This window comes from Burkholderia sp. MSMB1589WGS (assembly GCF_001636105.1).
GTDB lineage: Bacteria > Pseudomonadota > Gammaproteobacteria > Burkholderiales > Burkholderiaceae > Burkholderia > Burkholderia humptydooensis.
Genome location: NZ_LNJT01000008.1, coordinates 948,600 through 963,196 on the forward strand (window position 1 = coordinate 948,600; position 14,597 = coordinate 963,196).

Annotated in this window: 14 protein-coding genes and 1 pseudogene; 5 read left to right on the forward strand and 10 right to left on the reverse strand. The window is 67.7% G+C overall.

Translation table 11 applies throughout. The features are described from left to right. Positions 1–70 precede the first annotated feature (70 nt). The 3 genes and pseudogenes from WT16_RS21980 to WT16_RS35095 all read right to left on the reverse strand — a co-directional run. Positions 71–1,357, reverse strand: coding sequence for a DUF445 domain-containing protein (locus WT16_RS21980; RefSeq protein WP_063534205.1), 1,287 nt, complete (start codon positions 1,355–1,357; stop codon positions 71–73). Positions 1,358–1,385: 28 nt separating this feature from the next. Then, positions 1,386–1,919, reverse strand: coding sequence for a GNAT family N-acetyltransferase (locus WT16_RS34545; protein ID WP_063534934.1), 534 nt, complete (start codon positions 1,917–1,919; stop codon positions 1,386–1,388). 87 nt (positions 1,920–2,006) lie between these two features. Further along, a pseudogene (locus WT16_RS35095) lies at positions 2,007–2,130 on the reverse strand (ubiquinol oxidase subunit II); the annotation flags it as partial. On the opposite strand from WT16_RS35095, the gene WT16_RS21990 reads away from it, so the two are divergent. Then, complete coding sequence (locus WT16_RS21990; protein ID WP_063534933.1) at positions 2,092–3,753, forward strand: phospholipase D family protein; 1,662 nt, start codon at positions 2,092–2,094, stop codon at positions 3,751–3,753. The pseudogene WT16_RS35095 and the gene WT16_RS21990 overlap by 39 nt on opposite strands. A gap of 45 nt (positions 3,754–3,798) precedes the next feature. Here the strand turns inward: WT16_RS21990 and WT16_RS32345 are convergent. The 6 genes from WT16_RS32345 to andAc form a co-directional block, all read right to left on the reverse strand. Continuing rightward, positions 3,799–4,610 (reverse strand): IS5 family transposase gene (locus WT16_RS32345; RefSeq protein WP_197486474.1). Its coding sequence is split into 2 segments (ribosomal slippage): positions 3,799–4,262 and positions 4,262–4,610, totalling 813 coding nucleotides; the frame shifts between segments, so codons are not numbered across the junction. A gap of 84 nt (positions 4,611–4,694) precedes the next feature. Further along, on the reverse strand, positions 4,695–5,111 hold the full coding sequence (locus tag WT16_RS21995) for an HIT family protein (protein ID WP_015603839.1): 417 nt from the start codon (positions 5,109–5,111) through the stop codon (positions 4,695–4,697). Positions 5,112–5,312: 201 nt separating this feature from the next. Next, positions 5,313–6,557, reverse strand: a complete 1,245-nt coding sequence (andAa, locus tag WT16_RS22000) for an anthranilate 1,2-dioxygenase system ferredoxin--NAD(+) reductase (RefSeq protein ID WP_063534206.1) — start codon at positions 6,555–6,557, stop codon at positions 5,313–5,315. Continuing rightward, a complete protein-coding gene (gene andAb / locus WT16_RS22005) occupies positions 6,544–6,873 on the reverse strand; it encodes an anthranilate 1,2-dioxygenase ferredoxin subunit AndAb (protein WP_059928992.1) in 330 nt (109 codons plus the stop codon). The genes andAa and andAb overlap by 14 nt, the downstream gene beginning before the upstream one ends. Positions 6,874–6,893: 20 nt before the next feature. Beyond that, complete coding sequence (gene andAd, locus WT16_RS22010; RefSeq protein WP_006028010.1) at positions 6,894–7,391, reverse strand: anthranilate 1,2-dioxygenase small subunit AndAd; 498 nt, start codon at positions 7,389–7,391, stop codon at positions 6,894–6,896. 14 nt (positions 7,392–7,405) lie between these two features. Further along, the gene (andAc, locus tag WT16_RS22015) at positions 7,406–8,683 is read right to left on the reverse strand and encodes an anthranilate 1,2-dioxygenase large subunit AndAc (RefSeq protein WP_063534207.1); all 1,278 of its coding nucleotides are present in this window, start codon (positions 8,681–8,683) and stop codon (positions 7,406–7,408) included. Between the two features lie 570 nt (positions 8,684–9,253). On the opposite strand from andAc, the gene andR reads away from it, so the two are divergent. Next, positions 9,254–10,279 carry an anthranilate 1,2-dioxygenase regulatory protein AndR gene (gene andR, locus WT16_RS22020; protein WP_041862155.1) on the forward strand — a complete coding sequence of 342 codons (1,026 nt, stop codon included), beginning with the start codon at positions 9,254–9,256 and terminating at the stop codon, positions 10,277–10,279. A gap of 72 nt (positions 10,280–10,351) precedes the next feature. On the opposite strand, the gene WT16_RS22025 is transcribed toward andR, so the two are convergent. Further along, positions 10,352–11,239, reverse strand: a complete 888-nt coding sequence (locus WT16_RS22025) for a LysR family transcriptional regulator (RefSeq protein WP_063534208.1) — start codon at positions 11,237–11,239, stop codon at positions 10,352–10,354. 89 nt (positions 11,240–11,328) lie between these two features. Between WT16_RS22025 and WT16_RS22030 the strand changes: the two genes are divergently transcribed. The 3 genes from WT16_RS22030 to WT16_RS22040 all read left to right on the forward strand — a co-directional run bounded on the left by WT16_RS22030 (position 11,329) and on the right by WT16_RS22040 (position 14,595). Continuing rightward, positions 11,329–12,477, forward strand: coding sequence for a muconate/chloromuconate family cycloisomerase (locus WT16_RS22030; protein ID WP_063534209.1), 1,149 nt, complete (start codon positions 11,329–11,331; stop codon positions 12,475–12,477). A 31-nt stretch (positions 12,478–12,508) separates the two neighbouring features. After that, the gene (gene catA / locus WT16_RS22035) at positions 12,509–13,411 is read left to right on the forward strand and encodes a catechol 1,2-dioxygenase (protein ID WP_063534210.1); all 903 of its coding nucleotides are present in this window, start codon (positions 12,509–12,511) and stop codon (positions 13,409–13,411) included. A 158-nt stretch (positions 13,412–13,569) separates the two neighbouring features. Further along, positions 13,570–14,595 carry an IS110 family transposase gene (locus WT16_RS22040; RefSeq protein WP_063534211.1) on the forward strand — a complete coding sequence of 342 codons (1,026 nt, stop codon included), beginning with the start codon at positions 13,570–13,572 and terminating at the stop codon, positions 14,593–14,595. Positions 14,596–14,597 lie beyond the last annotated feature (2 nt).

Below are 14,597 nucleotides of genomic sequence, written 5' to 3' on the forward strand. Positions count from 1 at the left end.
AGCGCGCGAATGTCAAATCCGTTCAGGGCGCCGATGTTTGCGCGCGGCGATGCGGCGGCGCGCGAGCGCCTCAGTAGGGCAGCGCGCCCACCCACCGCGCGATGCTCGACACCGCGTAGAGCCCGAGCCCGATCAGCCCGCCGACCAGCGTGCCGTTGATCCGGATGTACTGCAGGTCCTTGCCGATGTTCAACTCGATCTGCCGCGACATCTCGCGCGCGTCCCAGTTCTTCACGGTGTCGCTGATGTGCCGCGTCAGGAATTCGGCGAACTCGGGCGCCATCTCGCTCGCCGCGCGCTCGACGTGCTCGTTCATCGAATCGCGCAGTTGCGGGCTCTGCGCGAGGCGCTCGCCGAGCCAGCCGCCGAGCGCCGTCGCGCGCTGGTGGACGACCGAATCGTCGCGCGCGAGGTCGGCCTTCAGCCACGCGCGCAACTGGTCCCACAGGTCCTTCATGTAGCGGTTGAACGCGTCGCCGTCGCGCAGATAGCGCTTGATCTCCTCGCCCTTTCCGATGAACGCCGGGTCGCCCTTCAGCCGCGCGACGAGGCGCGCGGCCGCGTCGTCGAAGCTGCGCCGCAGCCGGTGCTCCGGGTCCTCGGCGATCTGCGTGAGCACCCGCGTGACGACGTTCGAGATCAGCTCCGCGCCGTGCTCGCCGAGCCAGTTCGTCGGCAGCAGCTTCTCCATCTTCGGGAACTGGTATTTGAGCCAGTCGACGATGTACGTCGCGATCGACGCGCGATTGTCGGGATCGCGAAGGAATCCGACGATCTGCGCGATTCCGTCGTCGAGGAGCGCCTGGTGGCGGCCGTCCTTCGTCAGCGTGTCGAGGATCGCGCCCGCCGATTGCGACAGGTCGATCCGGTCGAGCACCGCATGGAACGCGTCCTTCATGAACGACTGGATGCGCGCGTCGTCGGTCATGTCGAGCCCGAACGCGATGAGGCGCGCCGCGTAGCCGCCGAGCACGTCCGCGTTGCGCGGCGTCGCGAGCCACTGCGCGAGCCGGGCGGCCGGATCGTGCCGCTTGATCAGCGCGACGATCGACGCCGGATCGAGAAACTTCTCGTGCACGAATGCGGCGAGATTGTCGGCGATTTTTTCCTTGTTCTGCGGAATGATCTCCGTATGCCGCGACACGAACGGAATCGGCACGCGGCGAAACAGCGCGACGACCGCGAACCAGTCGGCGAGCGCGCCCACCATCGACGCCTCCGCGACCGCCTTGACGCCGTCGATCCAGAAACCGCGCGGCACGAACAGCGTCGCCGCGAACACGCCGGCCGCGGCGAGCAGCAGCGCGAGCGCGCGCCGCTTGCTGTTCCGGAGTTCCCGTTCCTTGTCGTCGAGCATCGCGATCCGGCCGTATCGATTCCGCACGTCAACCGCGCGGCGGCGCGGACGGCAGGAACCTCACCATCAGCAGCTCGTCCGCGTAGCCGTTCGCGCCCTTGAGCGCGCGCGGCTCGACGCCGTACGCGACGAAGCCGTGCCGCTCGTAGAACGCGCGCGCCGCGCCGTTGCCGTCGATGACGGCAAGCGTCACCTGCTCGACCGTCTGCGCCGCGGCCGCGAGCGCCGCGTCGAGCAGCGCCGCGCCGACGCCGAGCCGCCGCGCGGCGGGCGCGACGTACACGCCCCACAGGAAGCCCTTGTGACGCTCCTTCGCGCCGTCCAGCCGCTTGAAGCCGGCCATGCCGGCGATCGCGCCGTCCACGTACGCGCCGAACACGATCGAGCTGTCGAGCCGCTGCGCGAACGCGGCGAGGGAACGCTCGGCCTCCGCGTCGTAGGTCGAGCCGAACGCCTCCGGCGCGTCGCGCAGCGCGGCGAGACGGATCGCGCGGTAGTCGGCCGCGTGCGCGGCGAAGAGCCGCCTGATTTCGACGGACGGGGCGGATGCCGGATGAGTCATGACGGGCTTCGCGAGCGGGAGAAATGGACTCGTCAGATGGTACACCGGCCGGCGCGCGGCTCGGTTGACCCGCGTCGTCGGCGCCACTTAGAATGCCTTCGCGCGGTGCACCGGCCTGCCGCGCCGTCGATTCGACGTTTCGTTCCGACAGATGCCCGAAGGAGTCCCCAACGTGCCGGATCGCCCCGCCCGCCGCCGCCTTGCGCCGCGCCGTCCGCTGCGCATCGTGACGGCCGCCGCGCGCGCGCTCGCCGTATGCGCGGCGCTCGGGCTCGCCGGCTGCGCGACGCACCCGCCCGCCACCGCGCTCGACCGCACGGTCTCGCGCGCGCTGCCGCCCGATGCGCCGACCCCGCTCGCCGACGCGCTCGCCGCGCAGGCGCGCGTGCATCCGGGCGAATCGGGCTTCGTCGTGCTGCCGCGCGGCGACGAGGCGCTGCAGATGCGGATCGCGGTCGCGCGCGCGGCGGCGAAGACGCTCGATATCCAGTACTACATCGCCGCCGAGGACACGACGGGCAAGCTGCTGCTCGGCGCCGCGCTGTACGCGGCCGACCGCGGCGTGCGCGTGCGGATGCTCGTCGACGATCTGAACTTCAAGGACGTCGACAGGCTGATGGCCGCGCTCGACGCGCACGCGAACCTCGAAATCCGCGTGTTCAACCCGTTCGGCGCCGCGCGCCTCGGGATGTTCGCGCGCACCGCGAACGTCTTCACGCGGATCGACAATTTCACGCGCCGGATGCACAACAAGGCGATGATCGCGGACAACCAGATCGCGATCGTCGGCGGGCGCAATCTCGGCGACGAGTATTTCAACGCGAGCCCGACGCTGCAGTTCCGCGACCTCGACGTGCTCGCGGCCGGCCCCGTCACGCGCGACGTTTCCACGAGCTTCGACGCATACTGGTCGAGCGCGCTCACGTATCCGCTGCCGGCGCTGAATCAACGGCGCTACGACGCGAAGGATCTGGATGCGGCGCGCGACGCGCTGCGCGCGCACTGGCGCGCGAATGCGACGCCGTTCAACGCGAAGCCGCTGAACGCGACGCCGCTCGCCGCGCAGATCGCGCGCAACGAGCTCGGCCTCGTCTGGGCGAGCGCGGAATTCACGGCCGATTCGCCCGACAAGATCGCCGCGCCCGACGACAGCTACAAGAGCCCGCCGATGCAGCGGCTCTTCGAACTGACGCGCGACGCGCAGCGCGAATTCCTCGTGCTGTCGCCGTATTTCGTTCCGCACGACGCGGGCGTGAAGGCCCTCGGCCGGCTGACCGCGCGCGGCGTGCGCGTCGCGATCCTGACGAATTCGCTCGCCGCGACGGACGCGGTCGCCGTGCAGGCGGGCTACGCGCCGTATCGCGCGGCGATGCTGAAACACGGCGTCGAGCTGTACGAATACAAGCCGGATCAGGGCCGATCGCGCATCGGCATGCTGGGTTCGCGCTCGCGCGCGAGCCTGCATGCGAAGGCGTACGTGATCGACCGGAAGATTCTCGTGATCGGCTCGATGAATCTCGACCCGCGTTCCGCGCACCTGAACACGGAGCTCGCGCTCGTGATCCACAGTCCGCAACTCGCGAACGAAGTCGCGAATCTGTTCGACGAAGTAACGAAGCCGACGATCAGCTACCGCGTGACGCTCGCACCCGATGCGCCGCACGCGCCCGGCGCGGTGCAGGCGGCGGGCGCGTACGCGCCCGCCTGGCCGCTCGTGTGGACCGAAGTCGCCGACGGCCGCGTGCGCACGTACAGCGTCGATCCGAACGCGGGCTTCTATCGGAACCTGCTCGCGGGATTTTGCCTGCTGCTGCCGATCGACGATCAGCTTTGACGCATGACGCGGCGCGCGATGTCGCCTCCGTCGCGCTTAGAGGTGTTAACAGAATGACTTTTGAAGGTGTCGCCAGCATATGATGCAGCAGGCGATTCTGAGGAAAGCTTCGTGGATGAAAGCGAGCTGTTCGAAGCGGATGCGCAGTCGGCGGAAGTTGTGAAGCCACGAGATGGTTCGCTCCACAACCCAGCGTGTTTTGCCTAGCCCACTACCATGAGGCTGACCACGTCGAGCGATTTCGGTTGCAATGCCGGCGGCATGCAGTGGACGTCGGTATTTATCGTGGTCGTAGCCTCTGTCGCCCTGAACGACCCGAGGCTTCGATAGTGGTCTGCCACGCTTGCCGCCGATTGGCGGAATTGCCTCGACCAGCGCTTGAAGTTGAGTGACGTCGTTGCGGTTGGCGCCGGTCAGAATCACCGCGAGCGGGATGCCCTGAGCTTCGGTGATGAGATGGTGCTTTGAACCGGGTCGCGCGCGGTCTGTGGGATTCGGTCCTGTTTTTGACCTGAGCCCACAGCGCGGATTGAAGAGGAATCGACGATGACGCGAGACCAGTCGATTTGGTCGGCTGCACGCAATCGCGCAAGCAGTACCTCGTGCAACTGCTCCCAGACGCCTGCGGCTTGCCAGTCACGTAGGCGACGCCAGCAACTCATGCCGCTGCCGCAACCCATCTCGCGAGGTAGCAGGTCCCAGCGCAGGCCTGTTTGTAAGACGAAGAGAATGCCGGTGAGCACCGCACGATTGTCGAGCGGCTTGCGCCCCGGATAACGGGCTCGCCGTAGTTTGGGAGGGGGCAGCAATGGTTCGATGAGTGCCCACAATTCGTCGTCGAGTATCGGTTTGGCCATGTCCTTTTCGTCGTCGAAACAATGAAAAGGTTAACAGCATTCATCGAGGGTTAACAGCCCCTTCGTTCATTTTGTTAAGGGTTCTTACAGCGCCGTGCGAATCCTCACGGCGAGCGCCTCCAGCTCGGCCGCATCGGCCATTTCGCGCGCGTGCATCTTGAGCGGCTCGTCGGCCCAGCGCGGAATCACGTGGAAATGCACGTGCGGCACCGTCTGGCCCGCCGCCGCGCCGTTGAACTGGCCGATGAAGAGCCCTTCCGGCTCGAGCGCGCTGCGCAGCGCGAGCGCGACGCGCTTCGTCATCTTCATCGCCTCGGCCGCGGCCGCCTCGGACAGATCGTAGAACGTCTGCGCCGCCTCTTTCGGCACGACGAGCGCGTGCCCCTTCGATTGCGGCATGATGTCCATGAACGCGAGCGTCGTGTCCGTTTCGCACAAACGGATGCACGGCACCTCGCCACGCAGGATCTTCGCAAAAATGTTCGATTGATCGTAGGCCATCAAAGTCTCCCGGCTCGCGAGCCTGTCTATCGGATGTCAGTCAACACGCGATTCTTACCGGTCGCGCGCGAACGCGCAAGCGATACGGCGCACGATCGCGCCTGCGCGCGAGCATCGGCCGCGTGCGCGGGCGCGATCGGCGTCGATCCGGGAGCGATTGCGCGAAACGCACGCCGGCGCGTAACGGCCGGCGCGCGCCGGTCATTGCGCGCCGCCCCGCAGCATCGAGCGCAACGCGACCGACGGATCCGCGAGACACGGGGGATCGAGCGCGACGTTCGCCGTCATCAAGCGCCGGCACCCGGCGATCTCGCGCCCCGCGTTGACGGCCGCGACCGCCCGCAGCTCCCGGCGCGCGTTCAGCCCGAACACGCAAAATGCGCGGTCGCGCTCGGGCGAGCCGCGCAACACGAGCGTCTGCCCGCCGTCGAAGAGCCCGAGCGTCTGCAGGTTGCAGTCGTACTGATCGGACCACAGCCACGGCCATTGCGCGTAGGCCTCGTCGCCGCCGAGCATGTTCGCCGCGGCGACGGCCGGCTGGTTCTCGGCGATCTGCCATGACTCGATCCGCAAATGCCGGCCGACGAGCGGGTTGAAATGCCGCGTGACCTCGCCCGCCGCGAAGATTGCCGCATCGGCGGTGCGGCACCGCTCGTCGACGCGGATGCCGTCGTCGACATGAAGGCCCGCCGCCTGCGCGAGCTCGACGTTCGGCACGATGCCGATGCCGGCCACGACGACGTCGGCCGCGATCCCGCCCGCGCTCGTTTCGACGACGGCCATGCCGTTCGCGCCGCGGCGGATGCGCTCCGGCAGCGCGCGGAGCCGCACGTCGACGCCGTGCCGCGCATGCAGCGCGAGCGCGAACGCGCCAACGGCCTCGGGCATTGCGCGCTGAAGCAGCCGTGGCGCGGGATCGACAATCGTCGCGCGGCAGCCGAGCCGCACCGCCGACGCGGCAACCTCGAGCCCGATGAAGCCGCCGCCCAGCACCGCGACGCGCTTGCCCGGCGCGAGCGCCGCGCGCAGCGCGCGGGCGTCGGCGACCGTGCGCACGTAGTGGACGGCCACGCCGGCGTCGACCGGTCCGGCGAAGCGCCGCACGCGCGAGCCGGTCGCGATCAACAGCCGCGCGTAGCCGAGGCTCGCGCCGTCGCTCAGGCGCACCCGCTGCGCGCGGCGCTCGATCGCCTCGACGCGCACGCCGAGCCGCAGCGCGATGTCGCGCTCGCGATACCACGCGGCGTCGCGCACGAACGCGCGGCGCTCGCCTTCGTCGCCGCCGACGAGCGCGTCCTTCGACAACGCGGGCCGGTCGTACGGCAGCTCGGGCTCCGCGCCGATCATCACGATGCGCGCGGCAGGATCGCGCTCGCGCAGCGTCTCGGCCGCGCGGCGCGCCGCGTGCCCGCCGCCCGCGATCAGATACGGATCATTCGTCGACATGGATCTCGACCCGACCGTCGACGATGCGAACCGGATACACGCGCACGGGCTCCGTCACCGGCGCGCATTTCGGCGCGCCGGTGCGGATGTCGAAGAGCCCCTGATGCAGCGGACACTCGACGCAGCCGTTCTCGGCGAATCCTTCGGACAGCCGTGCGTGTCCGTGCGTGCACAGGTCATGCAGCGCGAACACGTCGTCGCCCAACCGGAACACCGCGATCGGCCTGTTGCCGACGACGCGCGCGGCCGGCTCGCCCTCCGAGAATTCGTCGAGTGCGCCGAGCGGATGCCATGCGGCGACGGTTTCCTGGCTCATGCTTCGAACTCCTTGTCGAATCAGATCGGCGTCGCGAGCAGCGTCTGCACGCGCGACGTGTCGTAAATCACGCGCTTCTTCCTGTAGCGCAACCCTGCGGCCGTGCGCACGACCGTGTCGTAATACTTGCCCGCCTGGTAGACGTTCGATTCGCCGTCGCTGCGCGTCTGCACGACGACGTAGCTGCTCTCGGTCTCGATCTCGCCGTCCTGGCCGCCGACGATCGCGAGCCCGGACGTCAGGTGCCGGTACGTGTGCGCCTCGTAGATGTTCGCGTGGCGCAGCGACACGACGCGATCGCGCAGCATTCGCCGGTTCGTGCAGTGGACGATGCCGATCGGCAGCCCCAGGTCCGCGTTTTCCTTCGGGACGATCTCGTACAGGCAGTCTTCGGTGAAGAGCTCCGGCCAGCGCTCGAGGCGGTCGTTGTCGAGATGGCCGATGTAGCGGTCCTGCAGCAGGTGCAGCTCGTACCACGTGCGAATGTCGTCGGTGATGTCGTCGGTGATGCCGGTCATGTTCGCCTCCCGCTTCAATAGCCCATCAACTGCTGGTAGCCGACCCAGAACTTGCGGATCAGGCTTTCGGTGATCGCCGTGTCCTGCTGGTCCGGATTGCCGCGCGACATCTCGATCACCGACGCCGCGTGCGCATCGCGCACGGTGCCGCGCTGGACGAGCTCGGTCGCCTCGGTGTCCTCCATCGAGATATAGCCCGCGGGCCCGACGAGGTTTGCCTGCCTGATCCGCAAATCGCGCAGCTCGGGCGTGTCGTCCGCGTAGCCGAAGAAGTGGAAGATCAGCTCGAAGTTCTTCGGCCCCTTCGGCAGCAGTTGGCGCGCGACGAGCGTGTTGTGGATCTGCTGGATCACGAGCTGCGGGAAGATCGGCTGGATGTGATTCGTCGTGTCCTCGTCGTATTCGGATACCAGCGCGAGGATCGAATCGTCCTCGAGCGAAAAACCTTCGTCGAACGAACGGATGTTCTGCTGCTTGTACGCGGTCGCGGTGTCCGCGTCGTCGCGCGCCTTCGTCATCGTGATGATGCTGTGCAGCCCGTGCGTCGCGTCCGGGATCGAACGCGCCTTCATCCCGACGCGGAAGATGTTGAACGTCGTATGGAACAGATGCAGCATGCTCGCGTGATACGGGTCCTTCACGTTCTCGAAGTACAGCTTCCAGTTCGATTTCGAGAACTGCCGTGTGCAGCCGAGATACTCGATCGGCTTGTGGAAGATCCGGTCGATCCACGGCCGCATCTGCGCGCCGAGGTAATCGGGTAGCGGCGCGACGGCGTCGCTGAACGTCGCGAACACGAGGCCCTTGTAGCTGTCGACTTGCAGCTTGCGCAGCCCGTGGTTTTTCGGATCGAAATCCGCGGGCATTCCGGCCATGCCCTTCTGGCCGCGCCGGAACGGCACGCCGAGCAGGTTGCCTTGGCTGTCGAAGCTCCATTGGTGATATACGCACGTGTGCGAGCTTGCGTTGCCGCGCGCCTTGCGGCACACCTGCGCGCCGCGATGCGCGCAGCGGTTCACCCACGCGGCGAGTGCGCCGTCCTCGCGGCGCGTGACGACGACGGGCGTATCGCCGACGAACGTGCTCTTGAAGTCGCCCGGCTTCGGGATTTCCGCTTCGAGCGCGACGAAATTCCACGTCTGCCCGCGGAAGATTCGCTCCTGCTCGCGGTCGTACACCGCTTGCGAGCTGAACACCTTGTACGGCACGCGCGAGCCGTCGTCGTGCGGGAATCGCACGTCGGACGAATCGGTGTGATCGATCAGTATCACTGGAGATTCGGTCGGGTCCATTGTTGTCTCCTGTCGATCGGAGTTAGCGCTTCAGCGCTTACTCCGATCCCATGCCGTGGTTGACCAGAGTTAGCGCTTCAGCGCTTACTCTGGTCCCTCGGCGGTCGATCGGAGTTAGCGCTTCAGCGCTTGCTCCGATCCCATGCCGTGGTTGACCAGAGTTAGCGCTTCAGCGCTTACTCTGGTCCCTCGGCGGTCGATCGGAGTTAGCGCTTTAGCGCTTGCTCCGATCCCATGCCGTGGTTGACCAGAGTTAGCGCTTCAGCGCTTACTCTGGTCCCTCGGCGGTCGACCGCAGTTAGCGCTTCAGCGCTTGCTCCGATCCCATGCCGTGGTTGACCAGAGCTGGCGCTTCAGCACTTACTCTGGTCCCTCGGCGGTCGATCGCAGTTAGCGCTAAAGCGCTTGCTCCGATCCCATGCAAGATGCTTGCGATTGACGCGATCGACAATCCGCCTGACGACACCGATTTTTGAAACGCTAGAATTCGCCGTCTATCCGGAAAGTGCGATTGCGGCGACGCAGTATCCACTTCCGGCGGATTTCCGCGCTACGATGCGCGCATCAGACATGCCGCCCGGCCGACGAACGATATTCAGGACGCCGGCGCTTTGTGCGAGGCAGACGATCATGCCCCCGACCCCATTCGATCCGCTCGCGCTGCGCGAGCACCGGCTATTCGAATCGCGCGATCTCGACGAGACGCGCGAGCGGATCTCGCGCGTGATGCAGCCGCACGCGCTGCTGCCGGACGGCACGCGTCACGGGCCGTCGCACATGGATTTCGTGCGGCTCGGCGGGCTAGGAATCGGGACCATCGCGTTCGGCGACGCCATGCGGGTGCGCGTGGATGCGGTCGACGGCTACCACCTGCTGATGTTTTGTCTGACGGGTGCCGCGCAGGTTCGCACGATGGGCCGCGCGTTCGACGTCGATGCGCACACGGGCGTGCTGTGCGCGCCCGGCGAGCCGTTCGACGCGCATCTGTCCCGCGATTGCGAGCAGTTCGTCCTCCGTATCGATGCGGCGACGCTCGCCGCGCACGCGGGCGACACGGCAGCGTCGCTCGATCCGGTGATCGGCGTAGACGATTCGGCGCTGAGCGCGTGGATGCAGCAACTGAAGCTCGTCGCGCGCTCGCCGGAACTGCTCGCGAGCGCGAGCGCGAACCCGCGCGTCGCGGCGCGGCTCGAACAGTTGCTGCTCGATCTGCTGATCGACGGGCATCCGCCTGCTGCGGCGCCCGCGCGGCGCGCCGATCCGGCGCCGGGCTTCGTGCGGCGCGCGCAGGAGTTCATCTACGCGCAGCTCGCGCAGCCGCTGCAACTCGCGGACATCGCGCAGGCGGCAGGCGTGCCCGAGCGCACGCTGCGCGATGGTTTCCTGCAGTTTCGCGGAATGAGCCCGATGCAATACCTGCGCAAGCTGCGCCTCGACCGCGCGCGCGACCTGCTGCGCACGGCGGCGCCCGACCGCAGGATCGCCGAGATCGCGCTCGACTGCGGTTTCGCGCACTTCGGCCGCTTCGCGATCGCCTACCGCGAGCGGTTCGGCGAGCTGCCGTCCGCGACGCTGGCCGATCGGCGCGACGCCTGATTCTTGCGCCGTCCTTCGCCCGCGCGCGGCATCCGGCGCGGCGCACGCGCACATGGGAGACGGCGCGCGGCGTCAGCGGCCTGCCATCAACTCGCGCGCGAGCGCGCAGAACAGCCCGGTCGCGCGGCTTTCGTCGTGCAGCCGCCGGCTCAGGATGATCGGCGACGTCGCGACGGGCTCCGGCAGCCGCCGGTAGACGACGCCCTTCACCCGCACCCCTTCGACGCTCTCCGGCACGAGCGACACGCCGACCTGCGCCGCGACGAGCCCGAGCGCCGTCTGCAGCTCGCGCACCTCGTGCACCGCAGCGGGCGCGAGCCCGCCGTCGCGCAGCGCGGACAGTTGCTGATCGGCGAAGCTCGGCCGCGGCGTGCTCGGATACACGATCAGCGTCTGCCCGGCGATGTCCGCGAGCGAGATCGGCGCACCGGGCGCGGCGAGCGGATGCCCGTGCGGCAACGCCGCGATCAGCCGCTCCTCGACGAGCACCTCGCGCACGAGCTGTTCGTCGTCGAAGCGCAGCCGGCCGAAGCCGATGTCGATGCGCCCGCCCTTCAGCGCGCCGAGCTGCTCGAGCGTGAACATTTCGATCAGTGACAGCTCGACGGCCGGAGCCGCCTCGCGAAACGCGCGAATCACGTCGGGCAGCGCGCCGTACAGCGTCGACGGCACGAAGCCGATCACGATCCGCTCGGCCGCCTGCGCGAGCCGCCGCGTGAGCGGCGCGAGCTCGTCGGCCTGCTCGAGCACGCGCCGCGCCTGCGCGTACAGCACCCGCCCGGCGTCGGTCAGCTTGAGCGGCCGCGCGCCGCGCTCGAAGAGCGGCAGGCCGATCTCGTCCTCGATCAGTTGGAGCTGACGGCTCAACGGCGGCTGCGTCATGTGCAGCCGTTGCGCGGCGCGCGTGATGTTCATCTCCTCGGCCACCGCGATGAAGTACCGGAGCTGACGCAGTTCCATGCATACCTCGAAAGTATGGAAGTAGTCGGAAAGGGTGTTGGACGCCGTCGCGCGTTTGTTTCTACCATGTGTGCGACAGGAGGATTCCGATGATAGCAACAGGCATCACGATCGACCGGGTCACGATCGACCGGGTCGACACGCTGCTCGTCGACGTGCCGACGATCCGGCCGCACCGGCTCGCGGTCGCGACGATGAATTGCCAGACGCTCGTGCTCGTCCGCGTTCGATGCTCGGACGGTATCGAGGGCGTCGGCGAAGGCACGACGATCGGCGGTCTCGCATACGGCGAAGAGAGCCCCGAGAGCATCAAGACGAACATCGACGCCTATTTCGCGCCGCTGTTGCAAGGCGCGGACGCAACCCGCCCGGGCGCCGCGATGGCGCGCGTGCGCAAGCTGCTCCAGGGCAACCGCTTCGCGAAGTGCGCGCTAGAGACCGCGCTCTTCGACGCGCACGCGCGCCGGCTCGGCGTGCCGCTGTCCGAGCTGTTCGGCGGCAGGACGACCGATGCGCTCGACGTGGCGTGGACGCTCGCGAGCGGCGATACCGCGCGCGATATTGCGGAGGCCGAAGCGATGCTCGAAGCGCGCCGCCATCGCGCGTTCAAGCTGAAGATCGGCGCGCGGGCGGTGGCCGACGACGTCGCGCACGTCGTCGCGATCAAGCGCGCGCTCGGCGAGCACGGCGACGTGCGCGTCGACGTGAACCAGGCGTGGACCGAGAGCGAGGCCGTATGGGCCGGCGCGCGGCTCGCGGACGCGGGCGTAAGCCTCGTCGAGCAACCGATCGCCGCGGCGAATCGCGCGGGCCTCAAGCGCCTGACCGCACTCGCGCACATTCCGATCATGGCCGACGAGGCACTGCACGGCCCCGTCGATGCATTCGCGCTCGCCCGCGATCGCGCGGCCGACGTGTTCGCGGTGAAGATCGCGCAGTCGGGCGGCCTGCAAGGCGCGGCAGCCGTCGCGGCGATCGCGGCCGCAGCCGACATCGATCTGTACGGCGGCACGATGCTCGAAGGCGCGGCCGGCACGATCGCGTCCGCGCAACTGTTCAGCACGTTCGGCGCGCTCGAGTGGGGTACCGAGCTGTTCGGCCCGCTGCTGCTGACCGAGGAGATCCTCGTCGAGCCGCTACGCTACGAGGATTTCAAGCTGCGCCTGCCGGCCGCCCCCGGTCTCGGCATCGCTTTCGACTGGGCCCGCATCGAGCGGATGCGACGCAAGGCCCGCTGACCCACGCCACTATTCGATATTGGAGACACTGATGAACAAGGAAGCCATCGACGCCCTGCTGAAATCGTTCGACGACGCCGCGACGAAGCCCGGCAACCCGCGCACGCGCGCGATCGTCAACCGGATCGTGAGGGACCTGTGCTACACGATCGAGGATTTCGACGTGCAGCCGAGCGAGTTCTGGACCGCGCTCAACTACCTGAACGAAGCCGGCAAGGAATTCGGCCTCATCGCAGCCGGCCTCGGCTTCGAGCGCTTCCTCGACGTGCGGATGGACGAGGCCGAAGCGAAGGCGGGCCTGCAAGGCGGTACGCCGCGCACGATCGAAGGGCCGCTGTACGTCGCGGGCGCGCCGGAATCGGTCGGCCATGCGCGGCTCGACGACGGCACCGATCCGGGCCGCACGCTCGTGATGCGCGGCCGCGTGCTCGGCGAGGACGGCGCGCCGCTCGCGAATGCGCTCGTCGAAGTCTGGCATGCGAACCATCTCGGCAATTATTCGTACTTCGATCCGTCGCAGCCCGCGTTCAACCTGCGCCGCTCGATCCGCACCGACGCCGAAGGCCGCTACAGCTTCCGCAGCGTGCTGCCCGTCGGCTACAGCGTGCCGCCCGGCAGCAAGACCGAACAGTTGCTCGACCAGCTCGGCCGCCACGGCCACCGCCCCGCGCACATTCACTTCTTCGTGTCGGCGTCCGGCCATCGCAAGCTGACGACGCAGATCAACATCGAGGGCGACCCGCACATCTGGGATGACTTCGCGTTCGCGACGCGCGAAGAACTGATTCCGAAGATCGCGCAGGCGGAAGGCGCGCAAGGCAAGCCCTATGGCATCGACGGCCAGTTCGCGCTGATCGACTTCGATTTCACGCTGACGCGCGAGCGCGGCGACGTGCCGGCAAGCGATGTCGAGCGCGTGCGCGCGCAGGCGTGATCCGCGTCGCCGTCACGTTCGTCGCAAGGAGAATTGAAATGAACGCGTCCCACCCGAAACCGTGAGAGCAGAGGAAGTGGGTGGATCCTCACGGGCCAACGGCATCGAAGTGCCCAAGTGGAAAATGCACGCATTTCCCGGCAACCGGAGGATCCACGATGAACAGTATGGCAGTGGGCGTAGATATCGCCAAGAACGTGTTCCAGGTGCATTACGTCGCTCAGGGCAGCGGAGAGATCGTCAACAAGCCGATCAAGCGGGCGAAGTTTCTGGAGCACTTCGCGAACCGTGCGCGGTGCCTGATTGGGATGGAGGCGTGCGGCGGCGCACACCACTGGGCGCGGGAACTGACGCGGCTGGGTCATGAGGTCAGGCTGATGCCAGCGGAGTTCGTGAAGGCATTCAACATCCGCAACAAGAATGATGCGGCGGACGCGCGGGCGATCTGGCTGGCGGTGCAGCAGCCGTGCAAGCCGGTGGCGATGAAGACGGAAATGCAGCAGGCGATGCTGGCGCTGCACCGGATGCGCGAGCAGTTGGTGAAGTTCCGCACGATGCAGAGCAACGGACTGCGCGGGTTACTGACGGAATACGGCGAGGTGATGAGCCGGGGGCGAGCGAAACTGGACAAGGCCATCCCGGCGGCACTTGACCGGCTCGCGGAGCGCCTGCCGGCGGCGCTGATCGATACGTTGCGGGAGCAGTGGAGCGGGAGCGGGTTGGCGAGGCTGGACGGGCAGATCGCCGAGATCGAACGCCGGATGCGTGAATGGAAGAAGGAGGATGAAGCGGTTGCGGCGATCAGCGAGATTCCCGGCGTGGGGCTGCTGACGGCAACAGCGGCGGTGGCGATGATGGGCGATCCGAAGGCATTCAGTTCGGGGCGCGAGTTTGCGGCGTGGGCCGGCCTGGTACCGAAGCAGACCGGCTCGGGCGGCAAGGTGAACCTGCACGGGATCAGCCGGCGCGGCGACACCTATCTGCGAACACTGCTGATTCACGGCGCGCGAAGCGTGTTGAGTCATGCGAAGGAGCCCGGCCCGTGGGTCGAGCAGATGAAGAAACGGCGGCCAGCGAATGGGGTGATCGTGGCGCTGGCCAACAAGATGGCGCGGACGATCTGGGCGGTGCTCGCTCATGACCGGCCGTACCGGAAGGACTACGTGAGCGTGAAGCCAGCTTGAGT

Bases quoted from the DNA above. Each gene is read 5' to 3' on its own strand.
- WT16_RS34545 (WP_063534934.1), bottom strand. From the start codon at position 1,919: ATGACTCATCCGGCATCCGCCCCGTCCGTCGAAATCAGGCGGCTCTTC.
- WT16_RS22040 (WP_063534211.1), top strand. From the start codon at position 13,570: ATGAACAGTATGGCAGTGGGCGTAGATATCGCCAAGAACGTGTTCCAG.
- WT16_RS21995 (WP_015603839.1), bottom strand. From the start codon at position 5,111: ATGGCCTACGATCAATCGAACATTTTTGCGAAGATCCTGCGTGGCGAG.
- WT16_RS21980 (WP_063534205.1), bottom strand. From the start codon at position 1,357: ATGCTCGACGACAAGGAACGGGAACTCCGGAACAGCAAGCGGCGCGCG.
- WT16_RS22030 (WP_063534209.1), top strand. From the start codon at position 11,329: ATGATAGCAACAGGCATCACGATCGACCGGGTCACGATCGACCGGGTC.
- catA (WP_063534210.1), top strand. From the start codon at position 12,509: ATGAACAAGGAAGCCATCGACGCCCTGCTGAAATCGTTCGACGACGCC.
- andAc (WP_063534207.1), bottom strand. From the start codon at position 8,683: ATGGACCCGACCGAATCTCCAGTGATACTGATCGATCACACCGATTCG.
- andAa (WP_063534206.1), bottom strand. From the start codon at position 6,557: ATGTCGACGAATGATCCGTATCTGATCGCGGGCGGCGGGCACGCGGCG.
- andR (WP_041862155.1), top strand. From the start codon at position 9,254: ATGCCGCCCGGCCGACGAACGATATTCAGGACGCCGGCGCTTTGTGCG.
- andAb (WP_059928992.1), bottom strand. From the start codon at position 6,873: ATGAGCCAGGAAACCGTCGCCGCATGGCATCCGCTCGGCGCACTCGAC.
- andAd (WP_006028010.1), bottom strand. From the start codon at position 7,391: ATGACCGGCATCACCGACGACATCACCGACGACATTCGCACGTGGTAC.
- WT16_RS22025 (WP_063534208.1), bottom strand. From the start codon at position 11,239: ATGGAACTGCGTCAGCTCCGGTACTTCATCGCGGTGGCCGAGGAGATG.